The organism is Aurantiacibacter xanthus, assembly GCF_003584015.1.
GTDB classification, from domain to species: domain Bacteria; phylum Pseudomonadota; class Alphaproteobacteria; order Sphingomonadales; family Sphingomonadaceae; genus Alteraurantiacibacter; species Alteraurantiacibacter xanthus.
The window spans coordinates 1-18,799 of sequence record NZ_QXFM01000062.1; the positions used below are offsets into that span (position 1 = coordinate 1).

At 65.2% G+C, this 18,799-nt stretch carries 14 protein-coding genes, 1 tRNA gene and 1 other RNA gene; 3 read left to right on the forward strand and 13 right to left on the reverse strand.

Annotation, left to right across the window (positions count from 1 at the left end; translation table 11 throughout):
* Positions 1–765, reverse strand: a 765-nt coding sequence (locus D2V17_RS06200) for a hypothetical protein (RefSeq protein WP_220474078.1), incomplete at its 3' end; no start/stop codon positions are given.
* A gap of 317 nt (positions 766–1,082) precedes the next feature.
* Between D2V17_RS06200 and D2V17_RS06205 the strand changes: the two genes are divergently transcribed.
* On the forward strand, positions 1,083–3,848 hold the full coding sequence (locus D2V17_RS06205; RefSeq protein ID WP_191229099.1) for a M16 family metallopeptidase: 2,766 nt from the start codon (positions 1,083–1,085) through the stop codon (positions 3,846–3,848).
* Positions 3,849–3,935: 87 nt separating this feature from the next.
* Here the strand turns inward: D2V17_RS06205 and D2V17_RS06210 are convergent, their stop codons facing one another.
* From D2V17_RS06210 to D2V17_RS06225, 4 genes are all read right to left on the reverse strand, one after another.
* Positions 3,936–4,937 (reverse strand): AAA family ATPase, encoded by a 1,002-nt coding sequence (locus D2V17_RS06210; RefSeq protein WP_119592235.1) that lies wholly within the window; start codon positions 4,935–4,937, stop codon positions 3,936–3,938.
* A gap of 86 nt (positions 4,938–5,023) precedes the next feature.
* Positions 5,024–5,716, reverse strand: a complete 693-nt coding sequence (locus D2V17_RS06215; RefSeq protein ID WP_220474079.1) for a response regulator transcription factor — start codon at positions 5,714–5,716, stop codon at positions 5,024–5,026.
* Positions 5,717–5,801: 85 nt separating this feature from the next.
* Positions 5,802–8,771, reverse strand: a complete 2,970-nt coding sequence (locus D2V17_RS06220; protein WP_119592236.1) for a TonB-dependent receptor domain-containing protein — start codon at positions 8,769–8,771, stop codon at positions 5,802–5,804.
* A gap of 449 nt (positions 8,772–9,220) precedes the next feature.
* Positions 9,221–9,306: transfer RNA gene (locus D2V17_RS06225), tRNA-Tyr, on the reverse strand.
* Between the two features lie 149 nt (positions 9,307–9,455).
* Here D2V17_RS06225 and rlmB point away from each other — a divergent pair.
* Positions 9,456–10,253, forward strand: coding sequence for a 23S rRNA (guanosine(2251)-2'-O)-methyltransferase RlmB (gene rlmB / locus D2V17_RS06230; RefSeq protein WP_119592237.1), 798 nt, complete (start codon positions 9,456–9,458; stop codon positions 10,251–10,253).
* A 98-nt stretch (positions 10,254–10,351) separates the two neighbouring features.
* On the opposite strand, the gene D2V17_RS06235 is transcribed toward rlmB, so the two are convergent.
* The 4 genes from D2V17_RS06235 to D2V17_RS06250 all read right to left on the reverse strand — a co-directional run bounded on the left by D2V17_RS06235 (position 10,352) and on the right by D2V17_RS06250 (position 15,595).
* Complete coding sequence (locus tag D2V17_RS06235; RefSeq protein WP_119592238.1) at positions 10,352–10,624, reverse strand: HU family DNA-binding protein; 273 nt, start codon at positions 10,622–10,624, stop codon at positions 10,352–10,354.
* A 293-nt stretch (positions 10,625–10,917) separates the two neighbouring features.
* Positions 10,918–13,311 carry an endopeptidase La gene (gene lon / locus D2V17_RS06240; RefSeq protein WP_119592239.1) on the reverse strand — a complete coding sequence of 798 codons (2,394 nt, stop codon included), beginning with the start codon at positions 13,309–13,311 and terminating at the stop codon, positions 10,918–10,920.
* A 114-nt stretch (positions 13,312–13,425) separates the two neighbouring features.
* Positions 13,426–13,767, reverse strand: coding sequence for a YbaB/EbfC family nucleoid-associated protein (locus D2V17_RS06245; protein ID WP_119592240.1), 342 nt, complete (start codon positions 13,765–13,767; stop codon positions 13,426–13,428).
* A gap of 16 nt (positions 13,768–13,783) precedes the next feature.
* Positions 13,784–15,595, reverse strand: coding sequence for a DNA polymerase III subunit gamma/tau (locus D2V17_RS06250; RefSeq protein WP_119592241.1), 1,812 nt, complete (start codon positions 15,593–15,595; stop codon positions 13,784–13,786).
* A 107-nt stretch (positions 15,596–15,702) separates the two neighbouring features.
* Here D2V17_RS06250 and D2V17_RS06255 point away from each other — a divergent pair, with 107 nt between their 5' ends.
* Complete coding sequence (locus D2V17_RS06255) at positions 15,703–16,185, forward strand: DUF4188 domain-containing protein (protein WP_119592242.1); 483 nt, start codon at positions 15,703–15,705, stop codon at positions 16,183–16,185.
* Here the strand turns inward: D2V17_RS06255 and ffs are convergent.
* From ffs to D2V17_RS06275, 4 genes are all read right to left on the reverse strand, one after another.
* Positions 16,182–16,276: signal recognition particle sRNA small type (gene ffs / locus D2V17_RS06260), an RNA gene on the reverse strand. The two genes, D2V17_RS06255 and ffs, sit on opposite strands and share 4 nt — an antisense overlap.
* Positions 16,277–16,318: 42 nt before the next feature.
* Positions 16,319–17,227, reverse strand: coding sequence for a class A beta-lactamase (gene bla, locus D2V17_RS06265; RefSeq protein WP_119592243.1), 909 nt, complete (start codon positions 17,225–17,227; stop codon positions 16,319–16,321).
* A 19-nt stretch (positions 17,228–17,246) separates the two neighbouring features.
* Positions 17,247–17,525 (reverse strand): ETC complex I subunit, encoded by a 279-nt coding sequence (locus D2V17_RS06270; protein WP_119592244.1) that lies wholly within the window; start codon positions 17,523–17,525, stop codon positions 17,247–17,249.
* Positions 17,526–17,681: 156 nt separating this feature from the next.
* Positions 17,682–18,799: ATP-dependent helicase C-terminal domain-containing protein (locus D2V17_RS06275; protein WP_281270549.1), on the reverse strand; the 1,118-nt coding region annotated here is incomplete at its 5' end.

Here is an 18,799-nt window from a genome sequence, read left to right on the forward strand (position 1 = left end):
GCCTTGCGCGCTGCTACCAGCTGCACCATGCCCTGCCATGGCCGCCGCCCCATGGCCGCCCTGATCGCTGCGCGGGACATCCCCGCCTCTGGCCGACGCACCTGAAGCCCCCTCGTCGACGCCACCTGCCTCGTCACCCTGGTTGCGCCAGTCCAGCCCAAGCGCCTGTGCTGCGGCAGCCAGCGGCGTGGCCGGTCGCCCGCCAGAGCTTGCCAGCTCGCCCGATCCCGATCCTGTCGACAGCACGAGCGCGGCCACCAGCAGCACCCCGCCGGCAAACGCCAGCCACAGGTCGCGGGGCAATGCGCGGAGGCTGTCGCGATGCGGCGCAAGTGTCGCCCGCTCCGCTTCGGCGAGGCGATCCGCCGCGTCGGCCACCGCGGCGGCAGTGAAGGCATTGCCGGCCTGATGCGAGAGGAAAGCATCCGCCGCCTGCATCCGCCCCTTCAGGGCAAGTTCGCCGTCGATCCGCGCCAGCGCCGCTCCGCGCCCGGAACGCACGCGCGCAAGCGAGAAGGCGGCCATTGCCGCAGGTAGCAGCACCGGCAATCCGCACCCAAGCGCGAGCACGATCGCAGGCGCAAAGCCGAGCGCGGCAGCAGCAAGGGCCAGCAGCGAGGCAGCCGGGAACAGGCGCAGGGCGCGAAGCCCGGCCTGTGAGGCGATGCGCCGACGTGCGTCGCGCAGGATTCCGTGATGGCCGCGATCCGCCACCCGGTCGAGCCCTGCAAGAACCTCGGGGCGCACCAATGCCGAAGCCGTCATGCCCCTGCCCCTGCCCATTCCCATGCCCCTGCGGCAAGCGCGGCTCGCTCCCCGGCGCCGGGCACCGTGGGCCCTCCGCAAGGCAGGCATTGATCTGTCATGTGAAGGCACGCTCCCATGCTGACCCGGATAGGCCTGAACACTTGCACCAAACTTGCATTTGCCGCGCTGGATGGGGCCAGGGTCAAGCGATTTACCGGTGGTTGAGCCCGGTGCAAGCCTCATGCAAGCAACTCATGGTTCCTGCACCGCATAGCCGGGACGCCTCGCGGCAGCGATGTCGAGGCACCCCGGCCCGCCTCAACCGGAGCACATCCATGTTCGATCGCAAGTCTCTTCTCGCTTTGCTGCTGTGTGGCGCTGCCATCCTGCCCGCTCTTCCTGCCGCAGCCGAGCCGGTTCAGGTCGCCACCAGGTCCATCGCGGGTCAACCCGAGGTGGCGTTCGAATACGAACGTTTCACCCTTCCCAACGGCCTGACGGCGATCGTCTACTCCGATACCAGCGTTCCCAACGTCTATGTCGGCGTGCGTTACCGCATCGGTTCGCGCTACGAACCGGCAGGGCGAACCGGCTTTGCCCACCTGTTCGAACATCTGATGTTCGGCCCCACCGCGAACCGTGCAAGCAGCTACTTCGATCCGCTGCGCGCGGCCGGCGCCACCGATATCAACGGCAGCACGACCGAGGACTGGACCGAATACTACGAAGTGGTGCCGGCCCATGCGCTCAATCTCGCGCTGTGGATGGAATCGGACCGCATGCAGTACCTGATGGGCGGCGTGAACCAGACTGTGCTCGACGAACAGCGCGAAGTCGTGAAAAACGAGAAACGTCAGCGCGGGGCCGGGCCGGGGGTCAAAGGCTACGAGCAGTATCTCGCCAACTTCTTTCCCGCCGATCATCCCTATGCCCACCCCGTCATCGGTTCGATGGCCGACCTCGACGCGGCCACGCTGGCCGACGTGAACGACTGGTACGAGAACTATTACGGCGCATCTAATGCGGTTCTGGTGGTCTCGGGGAACGTCACGGTCGATGAGGCGAAGAAGCAGATCGCCCACTATTTCGGCGATGTCCGCCCCGGCAAGCCGATCGATGCGCTGTCGCGCTATGTTCCGCAGCTCGGCAGCATCAAGCGCAATGTCATTCACGACCGGATGGGGGCGGTGGAAATCGACCGGACCTGGCCCGTCGAAACAAGCGATCCGCGCACGATCACCTATCTGCAACTCGTATCGCGAGCGATGGCCGGGACGCCCGAATCGTTCCTGCCCAGACGGCTCGTCGAAGAGGAGCGCGTCGCGTTGAACGTGAGCGCAGCCCTTACGCAAAAGGATCTGGTCGATACCTTCGCCGTGACCATGCAGGTCGCGCCGGGCATCCCGCTCGAACAGGCGCAGGCCGCGCTCGACAAGGCCCTCGCCGACTTCGTGGCGCAGGGACCGGATCAGGCGCGCATCGATGCGATCCACGCAGCGAGCATCGCCGGCCTGACCAGCGCGCTCGACGATCCCGTGGGTCTTGGCCGCTGGCTGCTGTCGAGCGCGGTCGAGCACAATGATCCGGCCTTCTTCGTCAAGCAGACCAACTGGGTCGCCGAAGCCACCTCGCAGGCTCTGACCGATGCGCTCGGCGCGCTGGTCTCTGCCCCCTACTACGAGACCGTTTCGCTGCCCGAGGTGAGCTATGCGCCCGCCGAGGCCGGATCGGTCGACCGCAGCCAGGTGCCCGACGCAAGCCCGCCAACCGGGCCGATCCCGTTCCCGGCGATCAGCGAAACCACGCTGCCCAACGGCCTCAGGATCGTGGTTGGCGAACGGCCCGGCACACGCACCACGACCGCTGCGCTCATGTTCGATGCCGGCAGCGATCTCGATGAAGACTATGCGCCGGGCACCGCCGCCCAGGCACTCAGCCTGTTGACCGCCGGGACCCGGACGCGCGACCGGCTGCAACTGCAGAAGGCGATCAACGATCTGGGCGGCTCCCTCGGCGCGACCGCAGGCGACCGCGACAGCACGGTGACATGGACAGTGCCGTCCGACCGCTTCGCCGAAGGCTTCGCGCTTGCCGCCGAGGTCGTACGCGAACCGCGCTATCCCGAAGAACTGGTCGATGCCGTGCTTCGCGGGATCGACGCCAACTACGATGGCTACGAGAAGAACCCGAGCGGTGCGCTCAGGTCGCTGTTCGCGCGCGCTATCTGGGGGCCGGACAATCCCAAGGGCCTTATCCCGACACGCGAGCTCGCCAAGTCGCTGTCGCTCGATGCGATCCGGCGGTTCCACAATACCGAGCTGGGGCCGAACAACGCCACGCTTTATGTCGTGGGTGCGGTGACGCCCGAGGACGTCGAGGCGATGGCCAAACGCTATCTGGGCGACTGGCAGCCGACCACTCCCACGCCGCATCCTGCCGTGCTCCCCGCCCAGCCCGCCAGCGGCACCATCGTGCTGATCGACGCGCCGAATGCGGAACAGAGCATCATTGCCGCCGGCATGCCGGTCAGCGGTTTCGATGCCGACAGCGCCGCCGCCGATTCACTGGTGGCGGCCATTCTCGGGGCGGACTTCTCAAGCCGCCTCAATATGGAACTGCGCGAGCGGCGCGGCTGGGCCTATGGTTTCCGCGGCGGGATCCAGAACGCACCCGAGGGTGAGCGCGTTCTGAGCGCCAGCGGCAGTGTCCAGACTGACAAGACGGCCGACGCCATGGCGCTGGTGCGCAACATCATCGCCGGTATCGCCACCAGCGAACCGGTGACGCAGGCGGAGCTGGACGACGCCCAGAGGTCGGCTGTGCTCGCAGTGCCGACAAGCTATAGCGAGAACCGCGACTACCTGATGTCGATGGCCTCCTCGGCCAGTTACGGCCAGCCGCTGGATCGCGGCGCGACCGCCGCCCAGCGGCTGGCGGCAGTCACTCTGCCCGATGTGCAGGAGCGGGCGCGCGAACTGATCGATCCGTCGAAGCTGACATGGGTGGTGATCGGCGACCTGTCGCAGATCGAAGCCCCGATCCGCGCCGCCAATCTCGGCCGGGTGGAAGTCCGCAACGTTTACGGCGACCTCGTGCGGTAAGGGGCTCTTGCCAGACACCACGCAAAAAGGGGGGCGGCGCATCCGGTGCGCCGCCCCCCTTTTTTGTGACCCGCTAGCGGAGCCGGATCAGGCCGTGGGCTGAGCCACTGCCTCCAGCACACGGTCAACGATCGCATCGCCGTCCACCCGGTCGGCCTGGGCGTGAAAATTGGTGACGATACGGTGACGCAGCACGGGGCGCGCAATTTGGGCAATATCCTCGCAGGCGACCGAGAACCGTCCGTCGAGCAGCGCCACCACCTTGGCCGCCAGCATCAGGGACTGGATGCCGCGCGGCGAGGCCCCGAGGTCGACATATTCGCCGGTTTCGCGCGGGGCATAGTCGCTGCCCGGCTGCGTCGCCATGACCAGCCGGATCGCATAGCTGCGCGCGAACTCGGGCACCGGCACCTGCCGCACGATGGCGCGCATCCGGTTGAGCGTCTCGCCGTCGCTGACCGGCTCGATAGTGACGACCTCCTCGCCCGTCGTGCGCGCGATAATGGTGTGGTAGTCCTCTTCGGTCGGATAACCGACGACCAGCTTCATCAAAAAGCGGTCGAGCTGGGCCTCGGGCAGCGGATAGGTGCCCTCCTGATCGACCGGGTTCTGCGTCGCCATCACGCAGAACGGCTGCGGCATACGGATCGTGCGGCGACCGACCGTAACCTGCTGCTCCTGCATCACTTCCAGCAGCGCGGACTGCGTCTTGGGTGTCGCGCGGTTGATTTCGTCGGCCAGCACGAGGTTGGCGACGATCGGGCCTTCCTGAAACACCAGTTCGTGCCCGCCGCCCGCAGTCTCTGCCAGTATCGAAGTGCCGACGATATCGGCGGGCATCATGTCGGGCGTGAACTGGATGCGCGAGAACGGCAGATCGAGCGCCCGGCTGATCGAGGACACCAGCATCGTCTTGCCCAGCCCCGGCACGCCTTCCAGCAGCACATGACCGCCGGCCAGGATCGCCGTCAGCACGCCGTCGATCACCTCGCCCTGCCCGACCATCATGCGCCCGATTTCGGCGCGGATTGCTGCATGAACGCTACGGAATTCGGCGGCGGCCTCACGGGCCTGATCGATTGTATCCATCAACACTGGGTCAGCTTCTCTCATGTGATTTTGTCTGGTGGTCTATCGCCAGTCGCTGGCACCAGCCTTGCAGCGCAGGCCGACGCTCACGGCTCGCACAGCCGATAACCGACCCCTCGCTCGACCTGAATGCGCAGCCCGTCGGTACGGTCCGCCAAGGCCTTGCGCAGCCGCGAAATCTGCGACTCGAGCGAGTTGGAGGAAACCATCCGGTCATAGCCATAGACCCGCGATTCAAGCGTTTCGCGTTGCACCAGGCTGCCGGGGCGCGCCATCAGCGCGGCCAGCACCAGCGCTTCGGACCGGCGCACCACAAAGGGCTCGCCGTCTATGGTGAAGGTCGTCGTCTCGACGTCGAAGGCGAGCGGTCCGAAGCGCCTGACCTGGGGTTCGATCTGCGGAGTAAAGCGCATGGCGTTGCGGATGCGGGCAACCAGTTCGCGCGGCTCGAAGGGTTTGACGATGTAGTCGTTGGCGCCGCCGTCGAGCCCGGCCACCCGCTCGTCCACCCCGTCAAGCGCGGTGAGCAGCAGGAAGCGCTGCGGCCGCCGGATCTTGCGCGCGAAGGCCATCAGTTCCACCCCGTCGCCGTCAGGCAGCATCCGGTCGAGCAGCACGACATCGAATTCTTCGTCGCGAACCGCCTCACGGGCCACGGCAAGGCAGTCCGCATGATCGACGACAAAGCCCTCACGCATGAGGAAGGCCACCAGCGTGTGGGCCACTTCCTCATCATCTTCGACCAGCAGGATGCGCATCGCATTCGGGCTCCCGTGCATGAATACCTTGCAGACGATGGCAACGCGGGCCCGACCTTGCAAGACGGGGCGGTCCACACAGGACTGGACCGCCCCCTCGCCTGGCTCAGAACGACAGGCTGAGCTGCACCGACACCCGTCGACCGGCCGGGTTGTAACGCGCGGTGTCGTAAGGACGCCCCTGCACCACGGCCAGCGGCGGCCTCGCCGCGAAGATATCGCGGCCTGCCACATCGAGGCGAATGCGGTCGTTCATCTGCCAGCTGGCGGTGAGGTCGATGGTCGTGAGACTGTCGACCTGCTTCGAGTAATCCGGGTTCGAGACCGTCCCGGCGAAGGTCGTGATCTCGTAGTCGTTCTCGTAGCTGGGGGTGTAATAGGCCCACAGAGTGGCCCGTACGTCCCCGCTCGACCAGCCGAGCTGGCCGACCACCCGATAATCGTCAGCGCCCTGCAGCTTGCCGAGGGTCGAAATCGGGTCCTTGCCCGGCAAGGTGCGCAGCTCGGCCTTCAGATTGTCGAGCCAGGTCACCCGCGGCTCGAAGGTCCCGATGGGCGTATCGAAACGATAGCCCAGTTCATAGACGATCGACGAGAAGCTCGAACCGAGGATGTTGTAGGTCAGGTTCTGCGCGGCGATGATCCTGCCGTCCGCGTTGCGCGGATAGAACTGTTCCATCTGCAGGATATCAGCCCGCGGCAACAGGTGGCCCAGCTGGTCACGGGTGGCATACTGGTTGTGGATCTTGGTGTTGTTGTAGCTCACGCTCACATCGAGCCCGGCAAGCGCACCGCGCGGTCGCCACTGGGCGCTCAGGGTGATCTTGTCCGACGTCTGCGGCTTGAGATCGGGGTTCGGTGCCGTGGTCATCGGCACGTAGTAACCGAAGTAGGTGCTGCTGTAGTTGAAGTCGCAGTCGTTGTTCTCGCGACAATCATACAGCGGATCGTCGCTGATGGAGGTCGGGTAGGTGACTCCGCCGGTAATATTGAACAGCTGCGTATAGGGCGGCGCGCGGAAGCCCGTCGTCCAGTGCCCGCGCAGCAGCAGCGAATCGAACGGCTCCCAGGCAACGCCCAGGCTGGGCGTGGTGCGCGAGAAGGTGTTCTTGGCGTAGATAATCTCGCCGCCCTGATCGAAGGGAACGCCGTCCACCGTGCCGACCGCACCTTCGGTTTCGTAAGTGTCGCGGCGGGCCGCAGCCGAAAGGGTGAGCGACTTGATCAGCGGCAGTTCGGTGCCGTTGCCCAGCAACGGCAGCTGCACCTCACCGAAGAAGGCATAGCGATCGCGACTCTGCGAAGCGCCGGTGCGCAGGTTGATCTCGCGGCTGTCGATGCCGTCGTCGGAATAGTCGCCGCCCACCGCATAGTGGATCTTGCCGCCGGGCAGTTCGAACAGATCCCCGGTCAAACGCAGTTCGTAGTTCGTGATCTTCGAGGCGCGCGTCTCATCGTCGAGGCGATAGAAGAACGGGGAGATCGGACCGCCAGCGGTGGCCGGTGAGGACGACCAGGGGTTGACCGCAATGTCGGGGTCGGTGCTGGTCAAGGCCGCACATTGAGCGTCGAACACGCTCTGCAGATAGTCTTGCTGGCTTTCCGGATAACGACCGTTGGCGAGCATGAAGTTGTAGCACGAAAAGCCACTGGACGATGCGGGGTCAGCAATGATGCTGACCAGCGAGCCGAAGTTGTCGGAGCGACCGCGCGACTTGTCGCTGGCGCGTGTGTAGATGAATTCCAGCGTGGTCGAATCGTTGAAATCGTAGCTGAAGCCCGCGTTGACGCTCCAGCTCTCCGACCGGTTCGAGATATTGCCTGCCGGCACCAGCCCGTTCTCGATCTCGTAGCCGGGATAATAGTACACCGGAGTGCCCGGATTAAACCGGCTTACGTAATAGGCCGGGAACGGACTGTAGGCCTGACCCGGCGCCAGCACCAGCGAGAGGCCCCTTTCGAGGACGCGCTGCTGCCGGTTGTCGTTGCGATTCCACAGCCCCGTAGCGAAGAGCGTCAGCTTGTTGGTAATCTCCTGCTCGAAATCGACGGTGACGGCCAGACTCTCGGCGGTGGGCCCGGCCAGTTCCGGCACGAAGTCGCGGCGGGCATCGGGGCCCAGTTCGATCAGGTCATCGAGCGTCGGGCGTCCGGTAAAGCCGACCGGAACGCTCAGCCCCTTCTCTTCCGGGAAGATAAAGCCGGTGTCGGGATCGTAGCGATAGCTTGTCATCGCATAGACGCCCGGCTGCGTGCCATTGGCAAAGGAGCGATAGTCGTAGGCCGGATCGCCGCCAAAATAGTCCGAATAGTTCTGCGTGGTATAGCCGGACTTATAGTTATTGACCGGATCGCGACGGCTGTACGAAACCGTGCCCGAGATGCTGCCCGTGGACCAACCCTTCCGCGAGTAGAGGCTGAAGCGGCTGTTGTCGGCATCGTTATCGCTGAATTCGTGCTGCGCGGTGAGCGTCGTTCCCGAATAGCTGTTCTTGAGGATGAAGTTGATCACCCCGCCCATCGCATCGGCACCGTAGATCGCGGTGGCACCGGCCTGGGTGATCTCCACCCGCTCGACCGCGCTCAAGGGGATGGTGTTGAGGTTGACGAAGCCATCCTCAATCCCCGCCGCACCGGCGATGCGCCGGCCGTTCACCAGAATGAGGGTGTTGCCCGCACCCAGCCCGCCAAGGTTCGCAGCCGAAACGCCGAGCGAGCCCAGCTCGCCGACCGGAGCCAGCGTGCGGCTGGAATCGCGAAGCGGCCCGCGGGCGCGCTCGTTGGTGATGGTGCCGATCGTCGCGAGGTTCTGCGGCAGGGTCTGAATCAGCTCTTCGACCGAGGTGACGCCGCGATCGCGAATCTCTTCCTCGGTAATGACCTCGACCTTGACCGAGGGGTCACCCGACTTGATGCGGCTGCTGGTGACGGTGATCGTGGTCTTGCCGTCGAGCGTAATATTCTGCGTGTCCGAATGGTCCGAAGCGGAATTGCCGCTGTCCTGAGCGGCAGCTGGTTGCGCGGCGGCCAGGCCAGCAGCCAAGGCGACGAGTGAGAGAGCACTGCGGTCGATCATCAAAAGAAACCCCCATGGCAAGCTTGTGAAAAGGGATTTCGCCACGGGGTACGAGTGATGCTCATGCAATAAAACAAGGCGGGAGCTTCCACTCCCTGCGTCACCCCCCGACGAACCAATTGATACGCTAGGCAGGCAAACTTGCACGAAGCTTGCGCGTTTGCGAGGCTCCCCGAAAGCTATGAACAAAAATGACAATTTTGACGCCAAATGACGGAAAAGCGACAACAATCCACAAACCGAAAAATTGTGCGGGCGCTTTAAAAAGAGCGTCTCAGCCCCCTTTTCGCTGGTACATACCCCCACAAAACCAGGTGCGCGCTATCCCTCCGATTTCATGGATAATGACACGAGGATATCATTTGCCCGATTTGCGCCAGGCGATTCGCTGCCAGGTGGCCAAGAGCGCACCAGCCGATCCGGATTGCTGCAAAATCCGCCAGAGGCGGTGGTGGACAGGGCTGGATTCGAACCAGCGTACGCTTGCGCGGGCAGATTTACAGTCTGCTGCCTTTAACCACTCGGCCACCTGTCCACACAGATGCCGGATGCAGGTCCGAAAACCCGCTGCGAAAGTGGCCCCGAAATGGGTGCCGCTCCGGCCGAGAGGCGCCCCTTTGGCGAAGCTCCGCTTGCCTGTCAATGGCCACACTGGCACTAGGCCCGCGAAAGTTAGGACATCAGATGGCAAAACAGTCGGAAAAAAGAAATTTGCGCGGTCGCGCGGGACGCATGAAAGGTGGACGCGGCTCAGGCCGGGCAGGCAAAGGCGCCGTGCGCCTCTGGGGCCGCCACGCGGTCGAGGCCGCCCTGCTCAACCCCGCGCGCCAGCACCGCAAGCTCTGGGCCACCCACGAGGGCATCGAATCTCTGTGCGGTGACCTGCCGCCCGATTTTCCGCTCGAATATGCCGGCCCGGAAGACCTCGCCCGCCTCGTCGCGCGCGATGCGCCGCATCAGGGCCTTGTGCTCGAATGTGAACCGCTGGAGGATCTGCACCTCAGCGACATCCTCGACCGCGACAACAACCGCCCGATTCTCGTGCTCGATCAGGTGACCGATCCGCACAACGTCGGGGCGATTCTCCGCTCGGCGGCAGCTTTCGATGCCGCGGCTATCGTCACCCAGGACCGCCATGCCCCACCCGAAGGCGGCGTGCTCGCCAAGTCGGCCTCCGGGGCGCTGGAGAAGGTGCCGTGGGTGCGGGTGGTCAACCTGTCGCGCGCGCTCGAAGAGATCGCGGAGGCCGGATACTGGCGCATCGGCATGACCGGCGAGGCTGAAGCCACGCTTGGCGAGGCCCTGCCGGCCGGACCGGTGGCGCTGGTGCTGGGCGCGGAAGGCGAAGGCATGCGCGCCAATGTCGAAAGCCATTGCGATGCGCTGGCCAAGCTCCCGATCAGCGAAGCGATGGAAAGCCTCAACGTCTCGAACGCCGCTGCCATCGCGCTCTATGCCATTGCCACACGCGCGGTGGATTGAGCCAACGGCATACAAGGAAAACGACAGGCAAAGAAAAAGCCGTCCCGCAAGGGACGGCTCATCTTGCCGACCGAAAGGCCGGGCTGGGTCGGATCGGCTTAGTTGACCGCGTCCTTGAGGCCCTTGCCAGCCTTGAACTTGGGCTGGGTCGAAGCCTTGATCGTCATCGGCTCGCCGGTGCGCGGGTTGCGCCCGGTGGATGCCTTGCGCTTGGCAACCGAGAAAGTGCCGAAGCCCACGAGGCGCACTTCATCGCCCTTCGAAAGAGCGCCGGTGATGGTGTCGAACACACCTTCCACAGCCTTGGTAGCATCGCTCCGCGACAGACCGCTGACATCAGCAACGGCACCGATCAGTTCGTTCTTGTTCATCTCGTTGGAAACCCCTCGTTCCAGTGTCCTAGCAGCGAGCCAAGAAGCGGATACAGACTCGCCGCGCTGGCGCAGCAAGAGAGCGACTTTTCCCGCACCTGTCAAAGGCAAAGCCACTCCAACTGGCGCAATTCTGCGATAAATGGAGCATTTAGGTAATCGAGCTTACCATTAATTCCTGAGCCAACCGCCAGGGCATAAATATTACGTCGGGGAATCTTGCCGATTCGCTGCAGCGCAACACTCTCGTTGCGCCGCAGCAAAAGGGCTCAGTGTGCGGTCGGCGAAGGGGCTCAGTGTGCGGTCGGCGAAGGGGGCGCATCGCTTCCGCCAGCGGCGGGCTGGCTCGCCAGATCGTCCGCCTCGGTCCACTCGATCGGGGCGGGAATCGCGCTCAGCGCATGTTCGAGCACCTGGTCGACGTGGCTTACGGGAACGATCTCAAGACCTTCCTTCACATTGGCAGGAATCTCGGCGAGGTCCTTCTCGTTCTCCTCGGGGATAAGCACCTTCTTGATCCCGCCCCGCAGCGCCGCGAGCAGCTTCTCCTTCAGCCCGCCAATCGGCAGCACCCGGCCCCGCAGCGTAACCTCGCCGGTCATCGCCACTTCGGGCCGCACGGTGATGCCGGTCAGCGTCGAGACGATCGAGGTGACCATGCCGATGCCCGCGCTCGGCCCGTCCTTGGGCACCGCGCCTTCGGGCAGGTGGATATGGATGTTCTTGCGCGCAAAGACGCTCGGCTTGATGCCATAGGCAGGTGCCCGCGCCTTCACGAAGCTGAAGGCCGCCGCGACGCTCTCGTTCATCACGTCGCCGAGCTTGCCGGTGGTCTTCACCTCGCCCTTGCCCGGCGTGGTGACGCTCTCGATGGTGAGCAACTCGCCGCCGACCGAGGTCCAGGCCAGCCCCGTCACCGCGCCGACCTGCGCCTCGTCTTCCGAGACGCCGTGCTTGAAGCGCCGCACGCCCGAGAAATCGGCGAGATTTTCCGGCGTCACGGTGACGCTCTCGGCCTTGCCTTCAAGGATCTGGCGCAGCGCCTTGCGGCACAGCTTGGCGATCTCGCGTTCGAGCGTACGCACGCCCGCCTCGCGGGTGTAGTAGCGGATCAGGTCGCGCAGGCCCTCTTCGGTGAGCGTGAACTCACCCTTCTTGAGCCCGTGCGCCTTGACCTGCTTCGACACCAGATGCCGCGTCGCGATCTCGACCTTCTCGTCCTCGGTGTAGCCTTCGAGACGGATGATCTCCATCCGGTCGAGCAGAGGCTGCGGCAGGTTGAGCGAGTTCGCGGTGCACACGAACATCACGTCGCTGAGGTCGATATCGAGTTCGAGATAGTGATCCTGAAACTTCGCGTTCTGCTCCGGGTCGAGCACCTCCAGCAGCGCCGAGGCCGGATCGCCGCGGAAATCCTGACCCAGCTTGTCGATCTCGTCGAGCAGGAACAGCGGGTTGCTGGTGCCAGCCTTCTTGAGGTTCGACACGATCTTGCCCGGCATCGAGCCGATATAGGTGCGCCGGTGGCCGCGAATCTCGGCCTCGTCGCGCACGCCGCCGAGCGACTGACGGATGAACTCGCGCCCGGTCGCCTTGGCGATCGACTTGCCGAGGCTGGTCTTGCCAACGCCGGGCGGGCCGACGAGGCACAGAATCGGCCCCTTAAGCTTGTTCGTGCGCGCCTGCACCGCCAGATATTCGACGATCCGGTCCTTCACCTTGTCGAGCGCATAGTGATCGGCGTCGAGCACCTCCTGCGCCTTGGCGAGATCCTTCTTGAGGCGACTCTTCTTGCCCCATGGCAGGCCCAGCAGCACATCGAGATAGTTGCGCACGACGGTAGCCTCGGCGCTCATCGGCTGCATCGACTTCAGTTTCTTGAGTTCCGCTTCGGCCTTGGCCTTGGCTTCCTTGGTCAGCTTGGTCTCGGCGATCTGCCTGGTGAGTTCGGCGATCTCGTCGGCCTCTTCGCCGTCGCCGCCGCCCAGCTCGCTCTGGATCGCTTTCAGCTGCTCGTTGAGATAATATTCGCGCTGGGTCTTCTCCATCTGCCGCTTCACGCGGCCACGGATCTTGCGCTCCACCTGAAGGACCGACAGCTCGCCCTCCATCACCGAGAACACCATTTCGAGGCGCTTCATCGCGTCGCCCTCGGCCAGGAGCTGCTGCTTGCTATCCACCTTGGCGACAAGGCTGGCGGCAATCGCATCGGCCAGCGCGCCGGCATCCTCGATGTCGCGCAGTTCGCCTTCGATCTCGTCGCTGAGCTTCTTGTTGTGGCGGGCATATTCGGCGAACTGATCGAGCGCCGAGCGCATCATCGCCGAAACCTCGCTGCCCGAGGCGGTCAGTTCCTCGATCAGCGCGGTCTGCGCCAGCACATAGCCGTCGCTTTCGCGCATATCGATCATCTTGGCGCGCGCTTGTCCTTCGACCAGCACGCGTACAGTGCCGTCGGGCAGTTTCAGCATCTGCTGGACCTGCGCGATCACGCCGATGTCGTAGAGATCGTCGGCCTCGGGATCGTCGCAATTGGGATCGAGCTGCGCGACCAGCAGGATATCCTGATCGCCCGCCATGGCCGCTTCGAGCGCGGCAACCGACTTGTCGCGCCCCACGAACAGGGGCACGACCATGCCGGGAAAGACGACGATGTCGCGTAAGGGAAGGAGGGGAAATGCGGTCATAAATGGGGTATCCGAAAGCTTTGTTTGCTCAAGGATATGGGGACGACCGCCCGCCCCTGCAATGCGATGAAAGGCCGGGGCTGTGGACGGAACCGACAGCCACCGGCCATCGCGTCAGCCCATGCCCGGCAGGTTGAACCCCGGCGGCAGGCCGAGGCCGGCCTGCATTTCCTGCATCTGATCGTTGGCGGCCCGGTCGGCCTTGTCGCGCGCGTCGTTGAAGGCGGCGGTAACGAGGTCTTCCAGAATCTGCTTCTCGCTTGGCACCATCAGGCTGTCGTCGATGGCGACGCCGATAATGCGCCCGCGCGCGCTGGCACGGACCTTGACCAGACCACCACCCGCAGCGCCCTCGACCTCGATATTGTCGAGCTTCACCTGCGCATCGCTCATCTGCTGCTGGATTTTCTGCGCCGCTTCCTGCGCCGCCTTCATCATTTCTTCCATGCTCTGCATTCTCAACGTCCTCGTTCTAGCCGCGCTGGCTCCACTTCTGGTGGCCGCGCGGCGCCTCTGTTTCTTCGACGAATTCGGCCCCCGGAAAGGCCTCCAGCGTGGCCTTCACCAGCGGATGCGCGCGCACCCGCGCCAGCTCCGCCGCCTTTTCGGCCTCGGCCTGTTCGGTGAGCGAGAGGGCGGCATTGCCCTCGCCCAGTTCGACCCGCCAGTTGCCGCCGGTGGCTTTCACTAGCGCCTCACGGATCTCGCGCGAGGGATCGTCGCTGATACCCTCGGCCAGTTGGTAGATCAGTTCACCGGGCGCAAGACTGATCACCCGCACCCAGTCGCGCATGGTGCTGGCCGCGATCAGCGCGCCGCTGTGATCGACGCGGTCGACCAGTTCGGCCCATTCGACCCCGGCAGCATGCGGGGCAAGGGCCGGAGCCGAAGCGGTGGCACCAGCCGCAGGCGCAGCGCCAGCCGGAGCGCTCACCGCCCCGCTCGCGGCGATATCCTGCAATTGCCGCGCGAGCTTGCCCGGATCGGGCATGTCGGCGGCATGGAGCACGCGCAGCAGCGCCATCTGCGCCGCCACCAGCGGATCGGGCGCGCGGGCGACTTCCTCGTGCCCCTTGAGCAGCAGTTGCCACAAGCGGTGCACCTGCCCCGGCGACAACCGCCCGGCCCAGTCGCTCACCGCTTCGCGCTCCTCGGCAATCGGCGCGTCGCTCTCGCCGCCCGCGACCTGCGCCAGCGCGATCTTGTGCGTAAACTCCATCAAGGAGCGGATCAGCGCCAGCGGCTCCACCCCCAGCGCATATTGCCCGTCGACCGCCGCCAGCATCTCGGGCGCCTCGCCCTTGAGCAGATGCTCGAACAACCGCCGCCGCGCACCGCGGTCAGCGAGGCCGAGCATCGACTGGACCTTGGCGGCGGTCACCTTGGTCTCGCCGTCGCCTGCGTCCATGTCGGCATGGGCGATGGCCTGATCGAGGATCGACAGCCCGTCGCGCACCGAGCCTTCGGCAGCCGAAGCGACCAATGCGATGGCCTCGTCCTCGGCTTTCACGCCTTCCAGCTCGCAGATGTGGGCAAAGTGGCGCGCCAGCAGTTCGCTGGGAATGCGGCGCAGGTCGAACCGCTGCGTGCGGCTGAGCACCGTCACCGGCAGCTTATCGACCTCGGTGGTCGCAAACAGGAATTTGACGTGGGCGGGCGGCTCTTCGAGCGTCTTCAGCAGCGCGTTGAAGGCATTGCGCGAAAGCATGTGCACTTCGTCGATGATGTAGATCTTATAGCGCGCCGAGACCGCCGCATAGCGCACCGCCTCGATGATCTCGCGCACGTCGTCGACGCCGGTGTGGCTGGCGGCGTCCATCTCGATCACGTCGATATGGCGGCCCTCGGCGATGGCCTTGCACGGCTCGCACACCCCGCACGGGTTGATCGTGGGGCCGCCCTCGCCATCGGGGCCGACGCAGTTGAGCGCCTTGGCGATCAGCCGCGCGGTGCTGGTCTTGCCGACCCCGCGCACCCCGGTCATCAAGAAGGCATGGGCCAGCCGGTCGCGCGCGATGGCGTTCGACAGCGTCTGCACCATCGGCTCCTGCCCGATCAGCTCGGAAAAGGTCTGCGGACGGTATTTGCGCGCGAGCACGCGATAGGGCTGGTTGGCAACCGGCGCGGGCGCGGCCTCTTGCTGTACGCTCGCCGGTGCAGGCGCGGGATCGCCGAACATGGCGTTCTGCCCCGCCGCCTCAAGCTCGGCTGCGCTTGGCTTGGCCTCGTCCTCGTCGCCACTATCCCAGGGCGGGAGGCCAGAATTGTCCGGTGAATCGCTCATGTCCGCAATCTAGGCCGGTGCGCGCGCGCTGTCGAACGATTGCAAAAGCCCACGAAGGCGATAATAAGTTTCATTTTGCAACTTCAATTCCATTCAAAGGAGCTGTCATGATCGAACCGGGCCGTTTTACCGATAGCCATGATGGGCCGTTGGTGGTGTTCATTATCGGAATGCGGATCAACGCTTTCCACAAGATCGGCAAGTGGCTTCCCGTTGCCCGGGCCATGGGGCCAATGTTGGCCGAACTTTCGCAAAACCCGGAGAGCGGCTTTCTCGGCGCCGAGCAAATGCTGCGCGGCCTGCGCACGGTGCTGCTGGTGCAATACTGGCGCGACTTCGACAGCCTTGAGACCTATGCCCGCGACCGTTCGCAAACGCATTGGCCCGCCTGGAGCGCCTTCAACAAGGCAGTCGGCAACGACGGCAGCGTCGGAATCTTTCACGAAACCTTCTGCGTGCCCGCCGGAGCGCACGAGACCATCGGCGTGAACATGGAGCCCTTCGGTCTCGCCCGCTTCACCGGACGGCGCGCGGCCTCAGGCAATCGCGCCGAAGCGCGAACCCGCATGACTGCCGCACTGAAGGGGTAAAAGGAGCCGAGCGACCCGTCGCAAGACACTTGGGCTGCTTCCTTCCGGACCTGACCCGGTGAGCGAACGCAAACGTCCACCCGACTCCCGGCGCGCCATATGGCAACCTATCCGCAACAGTTCAAGCGCAAGATCACGATGCGCCGCGAACCACCTCGGCGGCAAGCGCACCGACCTCGGCCCCGAGCGCATCGACCACGGCGCCCGTCTCGCGCGGACGGTCGAGCAGGAACACCAGCGTGTACCAGCCCTTGCCCTCGGGATTGAAGACCGCGACGTCGTTGATCTCGACCGCGCCCGGCTCCGCGCAGAAGCCGGTCTTGTCGCCGACGCGCCAGCCGTCGGGCAGCCCTGCGCGCAAGCGGTTGAGCCCGGTCACGCTCGCATTCAGCCATCCGGCGAGTTGATCGCGCTGGGCCGGGCCAAGGATCGCCTCGTCGTTCATGACCTTGCGATAGGTCTCGGCAAAGGCGAGCGGCGCAGTGGTGTCGCGCGGGTCGCCCGCCGCATTTTCGTTGAGTTCGAGTTCGCGCCGGTCGAGCCGGGTCACATCATCGCCGAGCGTGCGAATCCACTGCGTCAGCCCCTGCGGACCGCCCACCCGGTCGAGCAGCATATTGGCCGCAGCGTTATCGCTGACGGTCACGATATGCTCGGCCGCCTCGCCGACCGTCATCCAGCCTGCGTCCAGCCGCGAGCGGGTGAACGGCGCATGGCCCTCAACTGCCGCCGGGTCGATGGTCAGCCGGTCGTCGAGCTTCAGGCCGTCCGCGCCGGTGAGGACTTTGGCGGCCAGCAGCGTCTTGAAGGTGGAGCACATGGCGAAGCGCTCGTCGCCGCGATGTGAGAACAGCACCTGCCCTTCCGGATCGACCAGCGTAACGCCCAGCCGGCCACCGCTGCGCTGCTCGATATCGGCCAACTTGCTGGCCGCCGCATCGCTTGTCGCGGCAGAGGGCCCGCTGGTCTGCTCTGTCGATGCTTGGGGCGCAGCACATCCTCCCGCCGCCATGAGCGCGGCGAGAACACCAAATTTCCACATTTTTAGATAAACCTGACTCTTACTTGAAGTTGTCGGCGTAGGCCTGAATTTTGAGCGCACGCGGCGGAGTCTTGTGGACGATCACGTCGATCCCGTGCTTGCTGGCATAGGCCTGCGCGGCCTCACAGCTTTCGAACTTCAGCTGCACCTGCTGCTGGGTGTCACCGCTTCCGGCCCAGCCCATCAGCGGATCGGGCTTCTTGGCCTCGGCGGGCACGAAGTCGAGCACCCACTGGTCGGTGCGGGCCCTGCCGGACTGCATGGCGTTCTTCGGACGCTGGTAGATACGGGCTTGCATGATTCTGGCCTGCGCATTTGAATGAGATCTCTTCCCGCTCGCCCTGAGCCTGTCGAAGGGCTGCCTTTCACCTCGCGGTGTTGCACCAAGCCGGCGAAGCAAGAACGATCCTTCGACAAGCTCAGGATGAGCGGAATCGCGAATTCTGCTCCTAGATCACTCGTTCGAACGTGTGAAGGCATTCTTGGTTTTCAGGCTCGGGCGCTCGGCCCAGGGCTCGTCGGGCCAGCGGTGTTTCGGATAGCGGCCCTTGCCCGATTTCCGGACGTCCTCCCACGAACCGCGCCAGAATCCCGGCAAATCGCGCGTCGCCTGCATGGGCTTGCCGCCGGGGTCGGTCAGTTGCAGCAGGAGCGGCGTCGTGCCGATCATCGGATGCTGATCGAGCCCGAACAGCGCCTGTACCCGCACCTCGCAGGCGGGGGCGTGGTCGCTGTTGTAGTCGATGGCGTGGTGCGTGCCCGCCGGGCTGACGAACTGGCGCGGGGCGAGCCGGTCGAGGGTCTGGCGCTCGTCCCACGACAGCAGGTTGCGCGCCGCCTCGGCATAGCGCCCCGGCGGCAGATCGAGCTTGCGCTTGCCGTCAAGCAACGGGGCCAGCCATTCATCGGCGCGCGCGGCCAGTTGCTCGGGCGCGAGCGCCGCGATCCCGGCAAAGCGTCCGCGGGCGAGGAGACTTTTCGGCAGCAGGTCCACAAGGTTTTCCACAGCCTTGCCCACCAGCAGCGCGGTGATGGCCTCGGGGTCGGGCTCGGGGTCGGGCCCGGAGGCAAGCGTGATCGCGCCCAGCCGCCGCTCGCGCCGCGCCTCGACCCGGCCCTCGAGCGCATTCCAGCGCGCGACCGAGCGCTTTTCAATGAGGTGGCCGAGGTGTTGTTCGATCTCCTCTAGCGCCAGCGGAGCGGCGGCGGTGATGCGGGCGGCCTTCGCCTGCCCCTGCGCATCGCCGATCACCAGCCACTCGGCGCGCGCGAGCGGGCTGGCCGGATCGAGCCGGTAACCGCGCCCACCCGCCGAGAGCCAGGTCTCGCCCGAGGGATCGCGGCGGCGGGCGATGTTATCGGGCAAGGCGCGGGCGATAAGGATGGCTGGAGACACAGCGCCCCCATCCGTTCGCGTCGAGCGCAGTCGAGACGCATCGCCCCCGGTGTCTCGACTGCGCTCGACACGAACGGACCTTGCGCCATTGTCCGTGGCCAACCTCGCCCACCGCTGCGCCAGCTTGCGCGCCGCCTCGGCCCGGCCCGAGCGCTCGCCGTCCCAGCGCATCAGCC

Excerpts from the sequence above, each read along its gene's own strand:
- D2V17_RS06205 (WP_191229099.1), top strand. The coding sequence starts at position 1,083 with ATGTTCGATCGCAAGTCTCTTCTCGCTTTGCTGCTGTGTGGCGCTGCC.
- D2V17_RS06210 (WP_119592235.1), bottom strand. The coding sequence starts at position 4,937 with ATGGATACAATCGATCAGGCCCGTGAGGCCGCCGCCGAATTCCGTAGC.
- D2V17_RS06215 (WP_220474079.1), bottom strand. The coding sequence starts at position 5,716 with ATGCACGGGAGCCCGAATGCGATGCGCATCCTGCTGGTCGAAGATGAT.
- D2V17_RS06220 (WP_119592236.1), bottom strand. The coding sequence starts at position 8,771 with ATGATCGACCGCAGTGCTCTCTCACTCGTCGCCTTGGCTGCTGGCCTG.
- rlmB (WP_119592237.1), top strand. The coding sequence starts at position 9,456 with ATGGCAAAACAGTCGGAAAAAAGAAATTTGCGCGGTCGCGCGGGACGC.
- D2V17_RS06235 (WP_119592238.1), bottom strand. The coding sequence starts at position 10,624 with ATGAACAAGAACGAACTGATCGGTGCCGTTGCTGATGTCAGCGGTCTG.
- lon (WP_119592239.1), bottom strand. The coding sequence starts at position 13,311 with ATGACCGCATTTCCCCTCCTTCCCTTACGCGACATCGTCGTCTTTCCC.
- D2V17_RS06245 (WP_119592240.1), bottom strand. The coding sequence starts at position 13,767 with ATGCAGAGCATGGAAGAAATGATGAAGGCGGCGCAGGAAGCGGCGCAG.
- D2V17_RS06250 (WP_119592241.1), bottom strand. The coding sequence starts at position 15,595 with ATGAGCGATTCACCGGACAATTCTGGCCTCCCGCCCTGGGATAGTGGC.
- D2V17_RS06255 (WP_119592242.1), top strand. The coding sequence starts at position 15,703 with ATGATCGAACCGGGCCGTTTTACCGATAGCCATGATGGGCCGTTGGTG.
- bla (WP_119592243.1), bottom strand. The coding sequence starts at position 17,227 with ATGTGGAAATTTGGTGTTCTCGCCGCGCTCATGGCGGCGGGAGGATGT.
- D2V17_RS06270 (WP_119592244.1), bottom strand. The coding sequence starts at position 17,525 with ATGCAAGCCCGTATCTACCAGCGTCCGAAGAACGCCATGCAGTCCGGC.